The 17,783-nt window shown below is 69.5% G+C and carries 15 protein-coding genes, 1 tRNA gene and 2 pseudogenes; 16 read left to right on the top strand and 2 right to left on the bottom strand.

What is annotated here, in order from left to right; genetic code table 11:
* Positions 1 to 361: 361 nt before the first annotated feature.
* Positions 362 to 596: pseudogene (locus tag OG878_RS06115) on the top strand (carboxymuconolactone decarboxylase family protein); the annotation flags it as partial.
* Between the two features lie 217 nt (positions 597 to 813).
* Here OG878_RS06115 and OG878_RS06110 read toward each other — a convergent pair.
* On the bottom strand, positions 814 to 1,440 hold the full coding sequence (locus tag OG878_RS06110; protein WP_328885814.1) for a TetR/AcrR family transcriptional regulator: 627 nt from the start codon (positions 1,438 to 1,440) through the stop codon (positions 814 to 816).
* A 71-nt stretch (positions 1,441 to 1,511) separates the two neighbouring features.
* Here OG878_RS06110 and OG878_RS06105 point away from each other — a divergent pair, with 71 nt between their 5' ends.
* From OG878_RS06105 to OG878_RS06045, 12 genes are all read left to right on the top strand, one after another.
* Positions 1,512 to 2,210, top strand: coding sequence for a hemerythrin domain-containing protein (locus OG878_RS06105; protein WP_328885813.1), 699 nt, complete (start codon positions 1,512 to 1,514; stop codon positions 2,208 to 2,210).
* Positions 2,207 to 3,184, top strand: a complete 978-nt coding sequence (locus OG878_RS06100) for a hypothetical protein (RefSeq protein WP_328885812.1) — start codon at positions 2,207 to 2,209, stop codon at positions 3,182 to 3,184. The genes OG878_RS06105 and OG878_RS06100 overlap by 4 nt, the downstream gene beginning before the upstream one ends.
* Before the next feature lie 164 nt (positions 3,185 to 3,348).
* On the top strand, positions 3,349 to 4,545 hold the full coding sequence (locus OG878_RS06095; RefSeq protein WP_328885811.1) for a metal-dependent hydrolase family protein: 1,197 nt from the start codon (positions 3,349 to 3,351) through the stop codon (positions 4,543 to 4,545).
* 640 nt (positions 4,546 to 5,185) lie between these two features.
* Positions 5,186 to 5,383, top strand: a complete 198-nt coding sequence (locus OG878_RS06090) for a hypothetical protein (RefSeq protein ID WP_328885810.1) — start codon at positions 5,186 to 5,188, stop codon at positions 5,381 to 5,383.
* A 77-nt stretch (positions 5,384 to 5,460) separates the two neighbouring features.
* The gene (locus OG878_RS06085) at positions 5,461 to 6,678 is read left to right on the top strand and encodes an NAD(P)/FAD-dependent oxidoreductase (protein WP_328885809.1); all 1,218 of its coding nucleotides are present in this window, start codon (positions 5,461 to 5,463) and stop codon (positions 6,676 to 6,678) included.
* Positions 6,679 to 6,846: 168 nt separating this feature from the next.
* The gene (locus OG878_RS06080) at positions 6,847 to 7,956 is read left to right on the top strand and encodes an IS630 family transposase (RefSeq protein WP_328885022.1); all 1,110 of its coding nucleotides are present in this window, start codon (positions 6,847 to 6,849) and stop codon (positions 7,954 to 7,956) included.
* A gap of 74 nt (positions 7,957 to 8,030) precedes the next feature.
* Entirely contained in the window at positions 8,031 to 8,504 is a 474-nt protein-coding gene (locus OG878_RS06075; RefSeq protein WP_328885808.1) for a carboxymuconolactone decarboxylase family protein, read from the top strand.
* 1,202 nt (positions 8,505 to 9,706) lie between these two features.
* A complete protein-coding gene (locus tag OG878_RS06065) occupies positions 9,707 to 11,683 on the top strand; it encodes a sensor histidine kinase (RefSeq protein ID WP_328885807.1) in 1,977 nt (658 codons plus the stop codon).
* A 7-nt stretch (positions 11,684 to 11,690) separates the two neighbouring features.
* On the top strand, positions 11,691 to 12,125 hold the full coding sequence (locus tag OG878_RS06060) for a roadblock/LC7 domain-containing protein (protein ID WP_277329967.1): 435 nt from the start codon (positions 11,691 to 11,693) through the stop codon (positions 12,123 to 12,125).
* 2 nt (positions 12,126 to 12,127) lie between these two features.
* Positions 12,128 to 12,499: a DUF742 domain-containing protein gene (locus OG878_RS06055; protein ID WP_328885806.1), complete on the top strand. Its 372-nt coding sequence runs from the start codon at positions 12,128 to 12,130 to the stop codon at positions 12,497 to 12,499.
* Positions 12,477 to 13,127, top strand: coding sequence for a GTP-binding protein (locus OG878_RS06050; RefSeq protein WP_328885805.1), 651 nt, complete (start codon positions 12,477 to 12,479; stop codon positions 13,125 to 13,127). The genes OG878_RS06055 and OG878_RS06050 overlap by 23 nt, the downstream gene beginning before the upstream one ends.
* Positions 13,124 to 13,726 carry a GAF domain-containing protein gene (locus OG878_RS06045; RefSeq protein WP_328885804.1) on the top strand — a complete coding sequence of 201 codons (603 nt, stop codon included), beginning with the start codon at positions 13,124 to 13,126 and terminating at the stop codon, positions 13,724 to 13,726. The genes OG878_RS06050 and OG878_RS06045 overlap by 4 nt, the downstream gene beginning before the upstream one ends.
* Positions 13,727 to 13,741: 15 nt before the next feature.
* Here the strand turns inward: OG878_RS06045 and OG878_RS06040 are convergent.
* A pseudogene (locus OG878_RS06040) lies at positions 13,742 to 14,296 on the bottom strand (hypothetical protein); the annotation flags it as partial.
* A gap of 23 nt (positions 14,297 to 14,319) precedes the next feature.
* Here OG878_RS06040 and OG878_RS06035 point away from each other — a divergent pair.
* From OG878_RS06035 to OG878_RS06020, 3 genes are all read left to right on the top strand, one after another.
* The gene (locus tag OG878_RS06035; protein ID WP_328885803.1) at positions 14,320 to 14,706 is read left to right on the top strand and encodes a hypothetical protein; all 387 of its coding nucleotides are present in this window, start codon (positions 14,320 to 14,322) and stop codon (positions 14,704 to 14,706) included.
* A complete protein-coding gene (locus tag OG878_RS06030) occupies positions 14,703 to 16,916 on the top strand; it encodes a right-handed parallel beta-helix repeat-containing protein (RefSeq protein ID WP_328885802.1) in 2,214 nt (737 codons plus the stop codon). The genes OG878_RS06035 and OG878_RS06030 overlap by 4 nt, the downstream gene beginning before the upstream one ends.
* A 767-nt stretch (positions 16,917 to 17,683) precedes the next feature.
* A tRNA-Pro gene (locus OG878_RS06020) sits at positions 17,684 to 17,757 on the top strand.
* Positions 17,758 to 17,783: the final 26 nt, after the last annotated feature.

Below are 17,783 nucleotides of genomic sequence, written 5' to 3'. Positions count from 1 at the left end.
CGCACCCCCCAGCGACATTGCGGGGTTCCTGCCCACCGTCCCGCCGATCACCTGGTGTCCTGCGCCGGGAATTCGTTGACTGAGTGGACTGCTTCCATGGCGAAGATGGGGCGGCCGATGGCCGAGCTGGTGTTGTCCGAGGAAGAACGGGCGACGTTGGTGCGGTGGTCCCGGTGGGCGAAGTCTTCGCAGGCACTGGCTCAGCGGTGGGGTCGAGTAGGCGCGACGCTTCTGGCGTACTGAGGGCTGACGCCGGTCGCCCCGTTGCTGCGGCTGATTCCTGGGGCGGGCGTATGGGGGAGTCGTCGACCCTGTGTGAGATCGGGCGTCGACGGCCGGGGCTTGCTGTGCAGCCTGAACAGGCAAGGTCATCACGGAGTCGACGCTGTCGGCCGCGACGCGGGAACTGGTGAAGATCCGGGCCGGCCGGAGCGAACGGCTGCGGCTTCTACGCCGACGTGCACGCCAAGGACGCCACACGTGCCGGAGGAACCCCCGTACGTCTCAACCTGATCGCGACCCGGCGTGAGGCCATGGTGTTCACCGAGGCCGAGCGGGCGGCCTTGGAACCGGCGGAACAGGGCACGCGCATCGCCAGACCTACCCTCTTGACATTCCGAAAATGAGAGCATATGCTCCTATTGGCATGTCGGTAAGCCCTGTCGTGACGACATGGCCCGACGCGGACGGCTCTCGCCGACACGTGCTACAACCTGGCGCTGCGCAAGGTCCGTACCACGGCAATCACACTGGTCCCACCCGCCAAACCCACCAGCAGACGCCGGAAAGCTACCTGAATCACCGGTATTGGCCCTAGTGATAGTCCTTCAGCAGTGCCTGGCAGGCGGAGCGGGCGATCCAGGCCTGGGCGCGGTCAAACGGCCAGGCGCGTTCGCCGACGAGTGTCATCCAGGCATGTGGGCCAAGGTGGAACCAGAGCACATCGACGGCCTCCGCGCGAGGGGCGTCGGCGCGGAGCGCGTCGAGCGTCACGAGGCGGTCGGCCACGCGGGTGAGGGCTTGGACATAGTCGTCGGCCCCCCTGTCCAGGACCGCTTTGACGGCGGGTTCCCCCGGGGGGTTTCGGTAGAAGAGCCCGTACACGAGGTCCCAGTGGCGTTCGTGGGTGAGCCGGGTGCCCTCGGCGGTCAGCTCGATCACGGTGCGCGGGTCGTCGCTGGTCTCGATGGCAGCGAGGTTGTCCGCGATGGCCGGGTCGGTGAGGGCCGGCTCCAGCAGGGCCGTCAGGATGCTCGGCTTGTTTCCCACGCTGGTGTACACGGTCGGGACGGCGACCCTCGCTGCCTCCGCGATCTCCCCGATGGTGACCCCGGGATACCCCTTGGCCAGGAAGAGCGCGTGCGCGCTGCTCAGGACGGCCTCACGCGTTGCGGCGGCCGAGTCGGTGCGGCGGGGGGAGTGGTACTTCCGGGTGGTCACCCGCGCATTTTACCTTCCGCACGGGGAGTGACCATTGACAATAGGAGACTTTAATGAATATGTTCAATATTATGACTATAGATACTTCTAACGAATCTGTTGCGGTCATTGAGACCCGCCTTGCCCATCAGGTCCACCGCGTTGCCACCACCTTGCTGGCCGAAGCGGCCGTCCGCCCCTCGGTGCCGCTCGGCGCGCTGGCACAGCTGCGAGACTTCCTCGTCGTGAACCTGCGCCATCACCACGAGACCGAGGACGACGACCTGTGGCCGCGGATCGTTGCGGCGGCGCCGGCCACGGAGCACGAGCTCGGCGCACTGAGTGAGGAGCACGAGCGGCTGGACGCGGCGCTCGACCTTCTGGCCGCGGTGAATCTGAGCGCCGACGAGGTCGAGGACGGGGCCGGTGAGGCCGCCGGCACAGGCCTCGGCGGGGGCGCGGCGGACGGCCTCAGGGTCGCACTGCGGGACGCGGCCGTCGCGGTGCGCGACACGGTGCACGCTCACCTGGCCCATGAAGAGCCACTCCTCTTCCCCGCGCTCCGCGACCACATCAGTCCCGCGGAATGGCAGGACTTCGCGCAGCGGGTGATCGCGACCACGCCGCCTGTGGCCGGACACCTGATGGTCGGTTTCCTCGACGAGGCGGGCACACCCGCGGAGGTGGAATTGGTGCTCGCGGGCCTGCCTGATCCGGTGCGCCCGCTGCTTGCCGCCATGCGTCTGCAGGCCACGGACGACCTGCGGATCCTGCGGGGGATCGGCTCATGACGTCCGCCCGCGTCCGGTGGCCGGACGCGGCGGACGCCGTGATCAGGGGCGACCTCACCGTCGCGGCCGCCTATGTCACCCCGGCCGGCGGTGCCGTGGTTACCAGCGTCTCGCCGGTGGGCCTCGCAGACCGGGAGGCGGGCCGTGTCGGCTTCACCACCTCGCTCGGCTTCCAGAAGAAACTGGAGCGCATTCTGCGGGACCCGCACGTCTCACTCGCTTATCACACGCGTGATCACGGCTTCGCCGCAAATAGCTCGTATGTCCTCGCGCAGGGCACCGCGTCGGTTGATCTGCGCCCGTCACCGGAGCGCCTGGCGGAACTGATGCGGGCCTCGGAACCCTTCCTCGGGGAGACCAAGCGCGGGCCCGTATGGGACTGGCTGCTGCGCGAGTACCACCAGGAGCGCGTCTTCGTCGACGTCGAAGTCGAGCGCGTCGCCGTCTGGCCCGATCTGGCGGCCCGCGGAGCGATGACGGTCACGGGCACCGCCTGGTCTGAAGAACCGGCCGAGCAGAAGCCGCCGAAGAACGGTACGGGCCCACGCGTCGACCTCTCCGCGGTCGCGCGGCAGATCGGTGGGTTGCCGCACCGGCTGCTGGCCTTCCGGGGCGCCGACGGCTTCCCTGTGATTGTCCCGGTGGCGGTCACCGGACACGACGACGCGGGCCTGCACCTCGATGTGCCCCCCGCCCTGTTGCCGCCGGGCGGGCGCAGAGCCGGGTTCCTCGCCCACGCCTTCCGGCCTCAGTGCGTCGGGCTGGGCATGCGGACGTTCACCGGATGGCTGACCGTCACCGATGAAGGCGCCCGCTACGCCCCTCACACGTCCAAGGGGCTGGCCGCGCCACCGTACAAGACTCTCCTGACGGTCTCGAATGGCCTGCTGGCCAAGTACGGGCTGTGGCGTGCCCGTCGTGACGGCACGGCTGCCCGCCTGCAGGACCTCGCCGCCCGCGGCCAGGTGAGCTGACCCGGAAGGCCATGTTTGCCCCGCGGCCTCGTCGCGCCCCAAAGCGTCGGGGTGTTGACGGCCGGACGGGCTGACGCCGGCCGGTCATCTTTTCGAAGGCGCGGGGATTCGACTCACGGAGCGAATCTCCGCGTGACACACACTTTCCGATCGGAGACATACCGATGAATTCCCTTGCCATACACGCCGGTTCGATGTTCGACGGATTCAGCCTGTCGGGTCCCGCCACCGTGCACGTCTCGGGCGGCCGCATCGTGCGCGTGGACCGCACCGGCGCGCTGCCCGCCGATGGCAGCGAGGTCATCGACCTCGGCCGCTCGGCCTGTCTGCTGCCCGGCCTCATCGACACCCACGTCCACCTTGCCTTCGACGCCGGCTCGGACCCCGTGACCTCCTTGGCCGCTGCCTCCGACAGCGAACTCTTGGCGCACATGCGGGCCGCGGCCCGGTCCGCTCTGCTGGCCGGCATCACCACCGTGCGCGACCTCGGCGACCGCGGCTACCTCTCGCTGGCCCTCGTGGAGGAGATGGCCGAGCACCCGGAGCAGGGTCCGGAGATCCTCGCTGCCGGCCCCCCGCTGACCACGCCGGGCGGCCACTGCCACTTCCTCGGCGGCGAGGTCGAAGGCGCCGAAGCGCTGCGTGCCGCTGTCCGCGAGCATCACACCCGCGGCTGTGCCGTCATCAAGATCATGGCGAGCGGCGGCCACATGACACCCGGTTCCGTGCCGCCGCACGCGTCGCAGTACGGCTTGGAGGACCTGCGTGTCGTTGTGGACGAAGCGCACCGCCTCGGACTGCCGGTGGCCGCTCACGCCCATGGCATCCAAGCCATCAGGGACGCCGCCGAAGCGGGCGTCGACAGCCTGGAGCACGTCTCCTTCCTCACTGCTGATGGCATCGCCTCCGAGCCCGACCTCATCGACGCCATCGTGAGAAAGGGAACCTTCGTCAGCCTGACGCTGGGCATGGACCCCGGCGAAGCCGTGCGAGCGCCCCAGGGCATGGCTGCACATGCAATGGCCGCACATGTCAATGGCGTCTTGGACACCTACAGCAACTTGCACAAGTACGGCGCCAACGTCGTCATCGGATCGGACGCCGGTATCGGGCCCTGGAAGCCGCACAACGTCCTCCCCCACGGCGTGGCCGACCTGGCCCGGCTGGGCGTCGCGCCGCTGGACGCGCTGATCTCCATGACCAGCCTGGCAGCCCGCCTGTGCCGTGTAGAGGGCCGCAAGGGCCGGATCACCCCCGGTGCCGACGCCGACATCCTGGTCGTCAACGGCGACGTCGAGCATGACCCTGCAGCCGTCCTGGACGTACAGGCAGTCTTCCGCTCCGGTATCCGCGTGCGCTGATCAGGGCGGGGGACCGGCACGGTGGCTGCTGCGTCGTCTCCAGTCCTCGCCGGACGGGCATCCGGAAAGTGCCGCTACGAACGCCAACTGCTGGGAAGGCGGCTCCGTGCCCAGGCCGGTTGCGGCCGCGGCATCCTGGGCCGCGCCCAGGGTGGTCCCCAGCGCGGTCGGAACCAGCGCGAATCGAGTTGACCGGACGCCGCCGCTGAACGTACGAGGATGCACCCTGGCCGCGCGAGCGACCGCGCGTTCGTACCCAGGGGCCCGCTGACGGCTGCGCGCGGAGAGACCGCAGGGCGACCGGTTGACGGCCATGTGAGGAATGGGCGCGGCCACCTTTCGGGACGCCGCGATGGGGGCCAGGCCCGGGCGACTCGGCGTCGCCAAGTCGCGACAGCTTCGGGAGGAACTGCTCCTTGCTCGCAAGCAAATAAGAGTATATGCTCCTATTGTTTCGTGAATTGCCGCGCTTCGCGTCAGCCGCCGGCAGTCGCACAGCGGAAGCCGGAGTTGTGCGCTCGGCCGGGCCCCGTCCCTCCTGGACCGCCTCGACTGCCCCTTCATCGGGCGCCTGTCCGGGCACGCGCAGCCTCGCGAGGTCGTACCGACCGTACATGTGCAAGGAGACACCCCCACCGTCGTGAAGGCCGCTGCAGTCCAGATCGGTCCCGTGCTCTACAGCCGCGCGGGCACCGTCGAGAAACCCTGCGCGTCATGGTCCGTCGGGACGGCGACCGCCATGAGGCGAGGCAAAGTGGCCTGGCGGAAGGCGCTGGCCGGGCGGACTCTCGCCGACGTGCAGGCCGAGACCGACGCACACGGTCCCACCGTGGCGTGACACGTTCGCCCGGCACCTTGGCGCGACTAATCCTCTTCCCGCGCGGCATGACCGCAGCTTTCCGGAGATTAATCCAGATGAAGAACATCCTGATCATTGGTGGTGGGTTCGCCGGTGTGTGGACAGCCGCCGCCGCCGTACGCGCAGCACGCGCCCACGGCGTGCCGCAGTCGCAACTAAAGGTGACGGTGGTCAGCAGCGGTGACGACCTGGTGATCCGTCCGCGGCTTTACGAGGCCGCCCCGCAGGTGATGCGCGTGGCGCTGGACAGGGTGCTCGGCCCGATCGGGGTGAGGCGGATCGCTGCGACCGTCACCGGCATCGACACCAGTACCCGGACGGTAAACGCGCTCGTCCGAAGCGGCCGGAACATGATACTGGGCTATGACCGTTTGGTGCTGGCCGCCGGTAGCCAGCTCGTGCGCCCGGCGATCCCCGGCTCCGAGTGGATTTTCGACGTGGACACCCAGGATGCCGCCGCGGCCCTCGACCACCATGTGCAACGCCTGCCGCAGCGCCCGGCGATGGCTGGTCGCTTCACCGCAGTCGTCATCGGAGCAGGCTTCACGGGCCTCGAAATGGCCACGGAACTGGTCACCCGACTGCGGGAACTGGCTGGTGACGCTGATGACGCATGTGTCGTCCTGGTGGAGCGCGCCGACGTGCTGGGCCCCGAACTCGGCGGGGATCCGCACCCGCACATCAGCTCGGTCCTGAGTGATCTCGGCGTCGAAATGCGCCTGGGCAAGGCGGTTGAGCTGGTCACCGACAGCGAGGTCGAGCTCTCCGACGGCGAACTCATCCCGTCCTCCACCGTGATCTGGACGGCCGGCATGGCCGCCAGCCCGCTTACCCAGTGCATCCCCAGCGAGCGCGTCCGGAGTGGGCGACTGCGGGTGGATGAGTTCCTGCGCGTTCTCGGAGCGCCCGAGGTGTTCGCGACGGGTGACACAGCAGCGGCTGTCGCCGATGGGGGACACACGGTGATCCAGAGCTGCCGGCACGCCATCACGATGGGTAAACTCGCCGGCCATAACGTGGCCGCCGACATTCTCGGACTGGACCTGGCGCCCTTCGCCTTCAACCCCTACGTCACCTGCCTGGACTTGGGACCCGCCGACGCGGCAGTCACCAGGAGTTGGGACCGGATTGTCGAGAAGACCGGAGGGCAGGGCCAGGCGCTCAGGTGTCGGATCAAAGCCGAAGGGATACGCCCCCCGGCCGACGACGCCGATGCCATCCTCAAGCTCGCCGACCACCAGGGCTGCTGGTCCATGGAGGAGTTCCACTCCTGACCGCATGCCGGAGGCCAGCCGAAAGCTGCCCCGCGCACACCCGCTGGGACCGGGCCCGGGCCGGCGCCAGACGCGAACAAAAGCGCGACGAGAAGCCTTAAGTCGCAATTCCCATTGCGCATCACCATCGCTAGTGTCCTGAGTCAATAATTCGTCTATGGTTTGGGGATGACTCGTCCGGGACCGAAGCTTGTGCCGTTGGATCTAACTGCTGCGGAACGCGGGGAGTTGGAGCGGTGGGTGCGGCGGCGCAAGGGTGCCCAGGACATGGCTCTTCGAGCCCGCTTGATCCTGGCGTGTGAAGCGGTGGGTGAGGACGGGTTTCCGGTCTCGACGAAGGCAGTCGCGGGCGAGATCGGTGTGACGCGGGAGACGGCGTCGAAGTGGCGGAAGCGTTTCCTGGTCGACAGGCTCGCTGGTCTGCAGGACGAGCCGCGTCCTGGCCGGCCTCGCACGGTTTTGGACGAGCAGGTCGCGGATCTGATCGCACGGACTCTGGAGTCGAAGCCGGAGAACGCCACGCATTGGTCGACGCGCTCGATGGCGAAGAAGACGGGTCTGTCCCAGTCGACGGTTTCACGTGTGTGGCGGGCTTTCGGGCTGCAGCCGCACCGCTTCGAGTCGTTCAAGCTGTCGACGGATCCGTTCTTCGTCGACAAGGTCCACGACGTCGTCGGCCTGTATCTCGACCCGCCTGAACGGGCGTTGGTGCTGTGTGTGGACGAGAAGTCGCAGATCCAGGCCCTGGACCGGTCTCAGCCAGTCCTGCCGATGATGCCGGGGGTGCCGGAGCGGGCCACCCACGATTACGTCCGCGCCGGCACCACCACCCTCTTCGCCGCGTTCGACGCCGCATCCGGCAAAGTCATCGGCTCCCTCCACCGCCGCCACCGCGCGACGGAGTTCAAGAAGTTCCTCACCAAGCTCGACAAAGAGATCCCCGACGACCTCGAGGTCCATCTCGTCTGCGACAACTACGCGACCCACAAGACCGCCGACATCAAGAAATGGCTCCTGGCCCATCCCAGATTCCACATGCACTTCACGCCCACGAGCTCTTCCTGGCTGAACCTCGTAGAGCGATGGTTCGCAGAGCTGACGGCCAAACAGATACGCCGCGGCGTCCACAAATCCGTCCAGGCCCTGGAGAAGGACATCCGCAACTGGATCACCACCTGGAACGAAGACCCCAAGCCATTCATCTGGACCAAGACAGCCGACCAGATCCTCGAATCACTCGCCACGTACTGCAAACGAATTACTGACTCAGGACACTAGTAACAATGGATCAGATCAGGCGAGGCGGAGGCTGCCCCCTATGGGGCGTCCGGCCACGCGAAGAGGAGGAACCCATGACTGAGTCAGAGACTGAGAAGCAGCGCGTCAACATCGGAAAGCAGCACCCGACCAATTACAAGGCTCTTATCGCGTTGTCGTCGACAGTGGAAGAGGCCACCACCGCGGCAGGTCTCGATCCGCTCCTGGTCGAGCTTTTGAAGATCCGCACGTCCCAGATCAACGGCTGTGCGTTCTGTCTCAAAATGCACACCCGCGACGCGCTCAAGAAGGGCGAGAACCCCGACCGGATCGCAGTGCTGCCCGCATGGGCGGAAACCGATTACTTCTCCGAGACCGACCGCGCGGCCCTACGCCTGACTGAGGCGATCACGCGCGTGTCGGAAGGGCACGTGGGCGACGAGGACTACAACGCGGCCGCATCTGTGCTCACCGCAGATCAGGTCTCGGCGGTCGCCTGGCTGTCAACGCTGATGAACGCCTTCAACCGCGTCGCGATCACAAGCCGATACCCGGTCACCGGCAACTGAACCAGCTTGCAGTCCGTACGGGCATGCGAGTGCTGTCGTCACAGGACGAGTCTTTCGAGGTCGCCCCGATGTGTTGGTGGCGGTGGGCATGCAGGACCGTTCCTAAGGGCTGTCCCGTAACCCCTGGCGGGCGCACGACGACAGCTACGGCACCTCGCCGCGTTGTCGGAACGCCCGTATACGCCCAGTATGCGGACGTCCCTCCGCCTGCGATGCACCGCATCTGACGCCGCGCGCTGATCCACCAGGGATTACGGGACAGCCCTTAGCCAGTGCGCATGAGTGAGTCCTGCGCCCACCTATGTGTTCTGGGCGCATCCCGAACGGTGTTGGATGCGCTGGGTTCCCGCTTTCGCTTCCCGCTCGGCGACGGCCCTTCGGGGGACCGGTCCGTGGTGGGTGGGCGGGTTCCCTCACGCCCCCGGTCACCTGGTCCGGCCTGGGCGGTCCGATGCCCCGCACGATCACTCCGGTCGTGTGGGGGCGGTGCCGTCCGACGCCGGACCGGGTGTCCGAGGGCTGTGTGGCCCCCGCAAGGCGCGCCTCAGTGCCTGGCGGCGGCAACATCCGCCGGACACAGAACCCGGCCGCAACCGCCGGGTGGTGTCCGGTCTCGCCTACTCCTTCACCGCCGCGGTGCCCGGGTCAGTCCCACTCGCCCATGTATGTGGCAGCTCGGGACGCGTGCAGCCGGCGGGACGCCTTGCGCAAGGGCGTGCTGGCCTGACGCACCCTCCGAAACCCAGGCGTTTGCCCCCGCGTTCGGACAGCCCGCCCGTGGCGCCGGTCGAGGAAGCTCTCGTGGTCGACGGGTGACGAGGCGCGCGCCCGCACGGTGCGCATCCTGGCCGGCGCCTGTCCCGGGTGCCGCCGTGATCCTCCCCGCACGGCCGGCGTACGCCCGGGCCCGACGCCGAACCCGGCGGCCCGATCCGCCCGGCCGGGCGGGTGTCCGCCGACCGTGTCAATGCGGCGTATTCGGTCGTCCGAGCGAGCGCTCATACCAGAGCAGGACGGATGGCGGGCAAGTTCGACAACTGCCCGCCGAACATCAGCGATCGGCGACTACCGTGTGTGGCCGGTGATCAACGGTGGGCTCATCTCTTTCGAGCCTGTCCGACCGATGACCCGAGCCTGACCGACGACCGTAGGTGTCACCACATGAACGCCGATTCCTGGTGCCCCACGTACCGAGGACGCTGATGTCTCAACTTCGCGCACCCGACGCGCGACCGGAACGCCGAGAGGGTGGGCGGCACGGCCGGCCGGGGGCCCGTGCCCACTCGGCCCCGGCCAGGCCGCGCGCCGCGCAGCTGTCTCCTGAATCCCGCATAAGGCCCCAGATCCTCCGCACCGCCGTGCTGCCGGCCATCGCCGTCGTACTGGGCGGCACCGCAGCCGTCATCTTCACGATCCGCTCCACGAGCGCCCCGATGACCACCGAACTCTGGATCGCGCTCGGCGGATCCGCGGCCCTGGCCGTGGCCGCCGTGGTCGCCGCGTTCCTCGGCGCCAACCGGGTCTCCACCACCGTCCTCGGACGGTGTCTGGCGCTGCGCCGTGCCAGCGCCCACGGGCAGGCCGAACTGCAGCGGGTGGTGGAGCAGCTCCGCAGCGGGGAACCGTTGCCCCCACGGCGGCCCCCGCAGCCCGTCCCACCCGGCAGCGACGCCTTCGATCTGCTCGCGCAGGAACTGAGCCGCTCGCAGGACGCGGCCGTGGCCGCAGTCGTGACGGCGTCCCGGCTCACCCACGACTCGGGCGAGGAACAGCGGGTCGAGGTCTTCGTCAATCTCGCCCGCCGCCTCCAGTCGCTCGTACACCGTGAGATCCAGCTGCTCGACGAGCTGGAGCACGAGGTCGAGGACCCCGATCTGCTCAAGGGCCTCTTCCACGTCGACCATCTCGCCACCCGCATCCGCCGGCACGCCGAGAACCTCGCCGTGCTCGGCGGCGCCATCTCGCGGCGGCAGTGGAGCAACCCGGTCACCATGACCGAGGTGCTGCGCTCGGCGATCGCCGAGGTCGAGCACTATCCGCGGGTCAAGCTGGTGCCGCCGATCGACGGCACGCTGCGCGGGCACGCCGTGGCCGATGTGATCCATCTGCTGGCGGAACTCGTCGAGAACGCCACCGTGTTCTCCGCCCCGCACACCCAGGTGCTCCTGCGTGCCCAGCAGGTGACCGCCGGGCTCGCCCTGGAGGTCGAGGACCGCGGGCTCGGCCTGCCGGGCAACGAGCAGAAGCGGATGAACGCCCTGCTCGCAGACCCCGACCAGGTCAACGTCGCCCACCTGCTGCAGGATGGCCGGATCGGGCTGTTCGTCGTCGCCTCGCTGGCCCGCAGACACGGCATCGCCGTCCGGCTGCAGAGCAACATCTACGGCGGCACCCAGGCCGTACTGGTGCTGCCGCAGTCCCTGCTCGGGGGCGACGGGGACGAACCCACGACGGCCGACACCGACGCCGCCCCGGTCCCGCTGCCCGGCCCCGTACACCGGCCGCCGGCCCAGGACGACACCGCATCGCAGCGGAACGTGAGCCCGGCCCAGCAGCCCCAGGTCCCGGCCCCGAACCGGCAGGCGCAGGTGCCCAGCCAGCCGCTGCGGCTGCATCAACCGCCCCAGCAGACACGGCGGCTGGGCGAAGGCCCACCGCTGCCGCTGCGCGCCGGGCGGGTCGACCGGCCCACCCCCGCCGACGCCCGCCCCGGCGTCCGGCGCCCGGCCGACGCGGCTCCGGTCCTCCCGCGGGAGACGGGAGTCGTGCGCGGCACGATGGGGCGTCCTCAACTCCCCAGGCGCACCAACCAGGAACACCTGGTTCCGCAGCTCAGGGAGGCACCTGCCGCACGCCTCGAAGACGAACAACCAGCCCTCCACGACCCCGGCCTGATGGCGTCCTTCCGACGGGGCGTCGAGCTCGCCGAGGCCCGCAGTGCCGCGGACGCCGACACCGAGCAGGACCCGGACGGCATCCCCGACGCACCGGCACCACCGGCCTGGCAAGCTCCGGCCCCGCTCGAGCCGCTGCCGGTCCGCGGGCCCACCGCGTCCGCCGAGCCGCTGCCGGTCGGCGGGCCCACCGCGTCCGGCGACACGCAGCGTCCGGACCCGCAGCGTTCCGACTCGCACCACCTCGACCTGGACCCCCTCGAAACGAACACCTTCAAGGAGTAGATGCACCATGGCGACCGAAATGCCGTCCAGTCAGGTCTCGGACCTCGACTGGCTGCTGAGCGGGCTGGTACAGCGAGTGCCGTACACGCGCAGCGCGGTCCTGCTCTCCGCCGACGGGCTGGTGAAATCCCTCCACGGCATGGACGCCGACAGTGCCGACCACATGGCGGCGCTGGCCGCGGGGCTGTACTCGCTCGGCCGCAGCGCCGGGGCGCGCTTCGGCGACAACGGAGAGGTCCGGCAGGTCGTGGTGGAGCTCGACTCGACGCTGCTGTTCGTCTCCACCGCCGGATCCGGCACCTGCCTCGCCGTCCTGGCCGGGCGTGAGGCGGACGCCGCGGTGCTCGGTTACGAGATGACCATGCTGGTCAAGAGCGTCCGGCCGTATCTGATGACCCCGGCGAGGCAAGCGGCCGGGACACCGAGCTCCACGGGGCTGTGAGGATGTCGGCCCCGCAGGACGGGCCGTTGCTCGACGACGCGGCCGGCCGTCTCATCCGTCCGTACACCGTGAGCAACGGCCGTACCCGTCCGACGACCGTGCTCGATCTGCTCTCGCTGGTGCGGGCCACCGGAGCGGACCCGCAGACGCATCTCGGCCCCGAGCACTCCGTGGCGCTCGGGCTGTGCGGCGGTCCCACTTCGGTGGCCGAGATCGCCGCGCACCTGCGGCTGCCCGCGGTCGTCACCAAGGTGCTCGTCTCCGACCTGGTCGACTGCGGCGCAGTCACCGCGCATCCGCCCGCCTTCCATGACATGCCCACCGACCGATCTCTGCTGGAGGCAGTGCTCGATGGCTTACGACGACAGCTCTGACGGCTTCGGCGGCTCGGCCGGGGGTGACGGGACCGCGAGCACGGAGTACTTCCCCGTCGCGCTCAAGGTCCTGGTGGCGGGCGGCTTCGGCGTCGGCAAGACCACGTTCGTGGGCGCGGTCAGCGAGATCGCACCGCTGAGCACGGAAGAGCTGCTGACCCAGGTCAGTGCGGCGACCGACAGCCTCGAGGGGATCGAGTCCAAGACCGCCACCACGGTTGCGATGGACTTCGGCCGCATCACCCTCGACGAGCAGCACGTGCTCTATCTGTTCGGCACCCCTGGCCAGGAACGCTTCTGGTTCATGTGGGACGAGCTCTCCCAGGGGGCGCTGGGCGCGGTCGTGCTCGCCGACACCCGCAGACTGGAGGAGTGCTTCCCGGCCGTCGACTTCTTCGAGCGGCGGGGTATCGGGTTCATCGTCGCGGTCAACGAGTTCGACGGTTCCTACCGCTACGGCCCCGAGGAGGTACGGGCCGCACTCGACCTCGGACCCGAGGTGCCCGTCGTCCTCTGCGACGCCCGGATCGCCAGCTCGGGCACCGGTGCGCTGGTCACCCTCGTCCAGCACCTCATCAACGCCACCGCGGCGCCGGCACCGCTGTCCGGCTTCGGAGCCCACTCGTGAGTCCGCCCGAGAGCCGGCCCGCTCCCGGCCGGCTGCTCCTGACCCCCGTCGACCACGACGCCCCCGTCCGCACCCGGCGGCTGCGGACACTCGGGCTGGGAGAACGCGCCGACGCCTCCTTCGACAGCTTCGACGCGTTCGCCGACAGGGTGGCCGAGGTGACCGAAGTGCCGTTCTCGATGGTCAACTTCATCGACGAGAACCGGCAGTTCTTCGCCGGTCTGCACACCCCGGCCGGCACGCACACCGGCTCCGACCTGGGGGCCGCGGCCGCGGGCACCGGACGGGGCGGCCGGTACATGGCCCTCGACCACGGTTACTGCCCGCATGTCGTCGCACGCCGCAAGGCACTCGTCCTGGAGGACGTCTGCGACTACCCCAGGTTCGCCGGCAATCCGGTCGTCGACGAGATAGGGATCCGTTCCTATCTGGGGGCGCCGCTCATCGACCGTACGGGCATCGCGCTGGGTGCGGTCTGTGCCGTCGACACCGTGCCCCGTCCCTGGGGGCGGGCCGGCCTCGACACCATCAAGTCCCTGGCGCAGGAACTCATCGGGCACATCCACCGACGGGAGGACGACAGAGGCACCAGGCCCTGATCCGGAGCCCCTCGCTCAGACCTCGACAGTGGTGCCGTCCAGGAAGGTCAGCACCACTGCATCCGCGCCGACGGCACGCACTCCCACCGATGTGCGCAGCGCCTGCGGATGCACCGTGTCGCGGGAGAGCGCGATCAGGGAGACATGGACGCTCCGCCCGCCCGGATGACGACTGCCGCGCAGATACGGGATCGCGGAGTGCGGCCCGTACGCATTGGACTGCACATCGCGCGCGACACCGGATCCGTGTGCCGTCTCCCGGGGCTCCGCAGTCTCACTGCCCGCGCTCGTCCCGCCGGCTGCCGCGGTTTCCCGGGCCGACGGGGGCCCGCCCGCCGCCGCGCCGGTCTCGGTGTCCCAGCCGTGAAGTGCGACCACGGCACTCGTCAGACCGTCGGCCGTGCGGGCCAGCGCCCAGCCCGGGCCCGACGAGGCGAACGGCCGCTCCCCATGCGCCACCGCATGGCCGCCCTCCCGCACCAGCACGCCCTCCGGCGCCTCGACCCGGTGCACCCGGATCTCCCACGGGCCGTGCAGCACACTCGTGGTCTCGATGCGGTACGCACGCTCGTTGGCTCAACGAAGGCCCCGCCGTGTACTACGCCGGGCTGTACGGCGAGGAGCGCGGATGGTCGGTCTTCGCGGACAAGATGAAGACCACGTACGAGAAGCTCGACAGGATCCGCGCCGCCGACGGCCCGCCCGGACTGCCCAAGGCGCTCGGCGGAACCAACATCTACGACGGCGGCGCACTCGTCCTGTACGCCCTGACCCTGCAGATCGGCCGGCGGGCGTTCGACAAGGTCATGCGGGAGTGGGTGCGGCGTTTCAAGGACTCGACCTACACCAGCGAGGAGTTCATCGCCCACACCGTCGAGGTCACCGGCGATCCGTCCCTCGACGCGTTCCTGCGCGACTGGCTCTTCGGCGCCGTCAACCCGCCCATGCCCGGCCACCCCGACTGGAAGGCGACCGCGTGAACCATCCGACGAACGTCATACGGAGAACCGCTGCCGCCGTCACCGCGGCGGCCCTGGCCGCCCTCGTCGCCGCCCCGACCGCCCAGGCCGCACCCGGCGCACGCACCCTGTACGCGGCACCCGACGGCCACGGCACCACCTGTACGGTCGCGCGCCCGTGCTCCCCGGAAGGCGCCCGCGACCGCGCCCGCACCGAGACCGGCCGTGACATCCGCGTCCTGCTCAAGGGCGGTACGTACCACCTCGACGCACCCCTGCGGCTCGGCGCCGACGACTCCGGGACGGGCGGACACACCGTCACCTGGACCGCTGCTCCGGGCGCCCGGCCCGTCCTCTCCGGCGGCCGGAACATCACCGGCTGGGCGCAGAACGCCGACGGCACCTGGACCGCCGCCGTCCCGGCCGGCATCACCCCGCGCCAGCTCTTCGTCGACGGCAAGCGCGCAACCCGCGCCCGCGGCACATCCTGTGCGGCGAGCGTGTGCGATGCCACCAGGACCGGCATGACCGGGGCGACGTCCACCGGCATCGCCGGCTGGCAGCGGCCCACCGACGCCGAGGCCGTCATCCGGGTCCGCTGGCGCAACTACCACTGCCGGATCGCGGGCGTCAGCGGCGACCTCCTCACCTTCGCCCAGCCCTGCTGGACCAACTCCGCGGGTGGCACCAACCGCACCGGACCCGCCTGGGACACCACGGCGGTCGACTCCACCCGCTACAGCGGCGTCGCCTTCTTCGAGAACGCCCCCGAACTCCTCGACCAGTCGGGTGAGTTCGTCTGGAACTCCGAGGCGCGTACCGTCACCTACCTGCCGCGCGAGGGCGAGAACATGCGCCGTGCGCAGGCCCTCACTCCGCACACCGAACAGCTGCTCGTCGTCGACGGTGCCCACGACGTCACCGTCAGCGGGATCGGCTTCGCGTATGCGGCGTACCGCCAGCCCGACACCGACGAGGGCTACGCGGGCATGCAGGCCGGTCTCACCCTGACCGGCGCCACCGGGCCCGTCGACCACGCGGGCCGCTTCTACACCAAGCCGTCCGCCGCGGTCACCGTCCGCGGCGGGCAGCACATCTCCATCGAGAACGCGCAGTTCAGCCACCTCGGCGGGGCCGGCGCGATACTCGAGGCGGGCACCAAGGACAGCTCCCTGACCCGCTCCACGTTCACCGACCTGTCCTCGGGCGCGGTCTACGTGGGCGACACCGAACCGCAGCCCGAGGCGTCGCTCGCCGGGGAGCGGAACGCGATCGCGTACAACACGATCACCCGTTCCGGTGTCGAGTACACCGACTCGGTCGGCATCTGGGCCGGATACGAGGCCGAGCTGACGGTCGATCACAACAGCCTCGACCACCTCCCGTACTCCGGGATCTCGGTCGGCTGGGGCTGGAACCAGCCCGAGGCCCGGCAGTCCGTGCTGCACGACAACAAGGTGACCGGCAACCGGATCACGAACGTCATGGAGGTCGCCCGGCAGCAGCACGACGGCGGCGCGATCTACACCCAGGGCGCCCAGCCCGGCACGGTCGTCTCCGGCAACTACATCAACCGTTCCGCCTTCGGCAACACCGAGCGGGACGGCAACGGCATCTATCTCGACGAGCAGTCCTCGCACATCACCGTCGAGAACAACGTGATCACCCGCATCGGCTACAAGTGGGTCTCCAACTGGGCGGACTACGGCATCCAGAACACGGCCCGTGGCAACTGGACAGACACCGCCGCGCCCGCGCTCGCCGGGACCGGATCCGTGATGACGGACAACCACACCGGCCTGGACCGGCTGCCGGCCGAAGCCCTCGCCGTCGCCGCACGGGCCGGCGTCCACGGCGGCCCGGTCGAGCAGCTGCACACCGACCTGGCACGCACGGGCACAGCGACCCAGTCCTCCACCGAGGGCGCCGCGGCTCCGGTGCTCGCCCTCGACGCCGACACCAACACGGACACCCGCACGCTGTCCGAGGCGGGCGCCTGGTGGCAGGTCGACCTGGGCGTCACGAAGCGGATCCGGCAGATCGAGGTCTGGAACAACTCGTCGTCCACGACGGCGGACTTCGACGTCATCACGGACGACGGCACCATCCATGTGAGCGGCAAGGCGCTGCGCCCGACGGTCCTGAACCTGGACAGCCGGACCCGTACGGTGAAGATCGCCGTGTCGGGAACGGGGCGGGTAGCCCTGTCCCAGGTCCTGATCCACCCGTAGGCCCCGTGCGCACGTGATCCACTCCGCCGGACGGGCCGCACACAGCCCGTCCGGCGATCGAGGACACAGCAGCCCCGGTCACCGGTCGCCCCGGACAACGCCCCCGATCACCGAATCCCCCCGGCGCCCGCATACCGATCGGCCGCATGCCGGTCAGCGCGCCGATCAGCGGCCGCTCCCGGATGCCCCGGCATGGGAGACGAGGTTCGGATGGGCGCGTGGCGCAGACCAGACCGTCCCGGCTGATCCGGGCCGGCCATGAATCGTCGTCCTGCAGCGCGATCCGATGGTGACGGAGTGGTCACACATAGTGTCCATGAGGGGTGGATCTCCGTCGTTCCCTGGCCGGGGCGGCGGTGTCGCCGAGGGGGGAGCCGGTCCGTGGGGGCCACGCGGGTGACCGCGGCCGCCCCGGACGCTGCGCCGCAAGCGCCGTGTGCAGCGCCTCGTGATCGCGTCCGTTCACGGTCTCGGCCGATCAGCCGACCGACTCGAATCCGGATCGTCGACAGTGCAGGGTGTGACGTGCCGTACATGGCGGTAAAGCACCCGGAGTGCGCCGAGGGGCGAGGCGGCAGCGGGACCGTGTTTCTCGTCGCCCGTCATCAAGCTCCTCAGTCGGTTGCGCGGGGCGCGGGCGGCGGTCATCGACCTCGATCGTGGTTGAGGTCAACGATCACAAGTGGTTCGTGAGCACCCGCTCGAGTGCGGTATTGTTCTCATGCGCGTTCGGCCAGGGGGAAAGCCCAGGTCAGACGAGTAGACAACGGGACGTGGCGCAGCTTGGTAGCGCACTTGACTGGGGGTCAAGGGGTCGCAGGTTCAAATCCTGTCGTCCCGACTCGCAAGAGTCGTAGGTGAAGGACC

Origin of the sequence: Streptomyces sp. NBC_00316 (assembly GCF_036158715.1) — a bacterium.
Classification (GTDB): Bacteria; Actinomycetota; Actinomycetes; order Streptomycetales; family Streptomycetaceae; genus Streptomyces.
This window is presented reverse-complemented; position numbering and strand designations above follow the sequence as displayed.

Bases quoted from the DNA above. Each gene is read 5' to 3' on its own strand.
- OG878_RS06060 (WP_277329967.1), top strand. From the start codon at position 11,691: ATGGCGACCGAAATGCCGTCCAGTCAGGTCTCGGACCTCGACTGGCTG.
- OG878_RS06085 (WP_328885809.1), top strand. From the start codon at position 5,461: ATGAAGAACATCCTGATCATTGGTGGTGGGTTCGCCGGTGTGTGGACA.
- OG878_RS06065 (WP_328885807.1), top strand. From the start codon at position 9,707: ATGTCTCAACTTCGCGCACCCGACGCGCGACCGGAACGCCGAGAGGGT.
- OG878_RS06075 (WP_328885808.1), top strand. From the start codon at position 8,031: ATGACTGAGTCAGAGACTGAGAAGCAGCGCGTCAACATCGGAAAGCAG.
- OG878_RS06095 (WP_328885811.1), top strand. From the start codon at position 3,349: ATGAATTCCCTTGCCATACACGCCGGTTCGATGTTCGACGGATTCAGC.
- OG878_RS06050 (WP_328885805.1), top strand. From the start codon at position 12,477: ATGGCTTACGACGACAGCTCTGACGGCTTCGGCGGCTCGGCCGGGGGT.
- OG878_RS06080 (WP_328885022.1), top strand. From the start codon at position 6,847: ATGACTCGTCCGGGACCGAAGCTTGTGCCGTTGGATCTAACTGCTGCG.
- OG878_RS06105 (WP_328885813.1), top strand. From the start codon at position 1,512: ATGACTATAGATACTTCTAACGAATCTGTTGCGGTCATTGAGACCCGC.
- OG878_RS06055 (WP_328885806.1), top strand. From the start codon at position 12,128: ATGTCGGCCCCGCAGGACGGGCCGTTGCTCGACGACGCGGCCGGCCGT.
- OG878_RS06100 (WP_328885812.1), top strand. From the start codon at position 2,207: ATGACGTCCGCCCGCGTCCGGTGGCCGGACGCGGCGGACGCCGTGATC.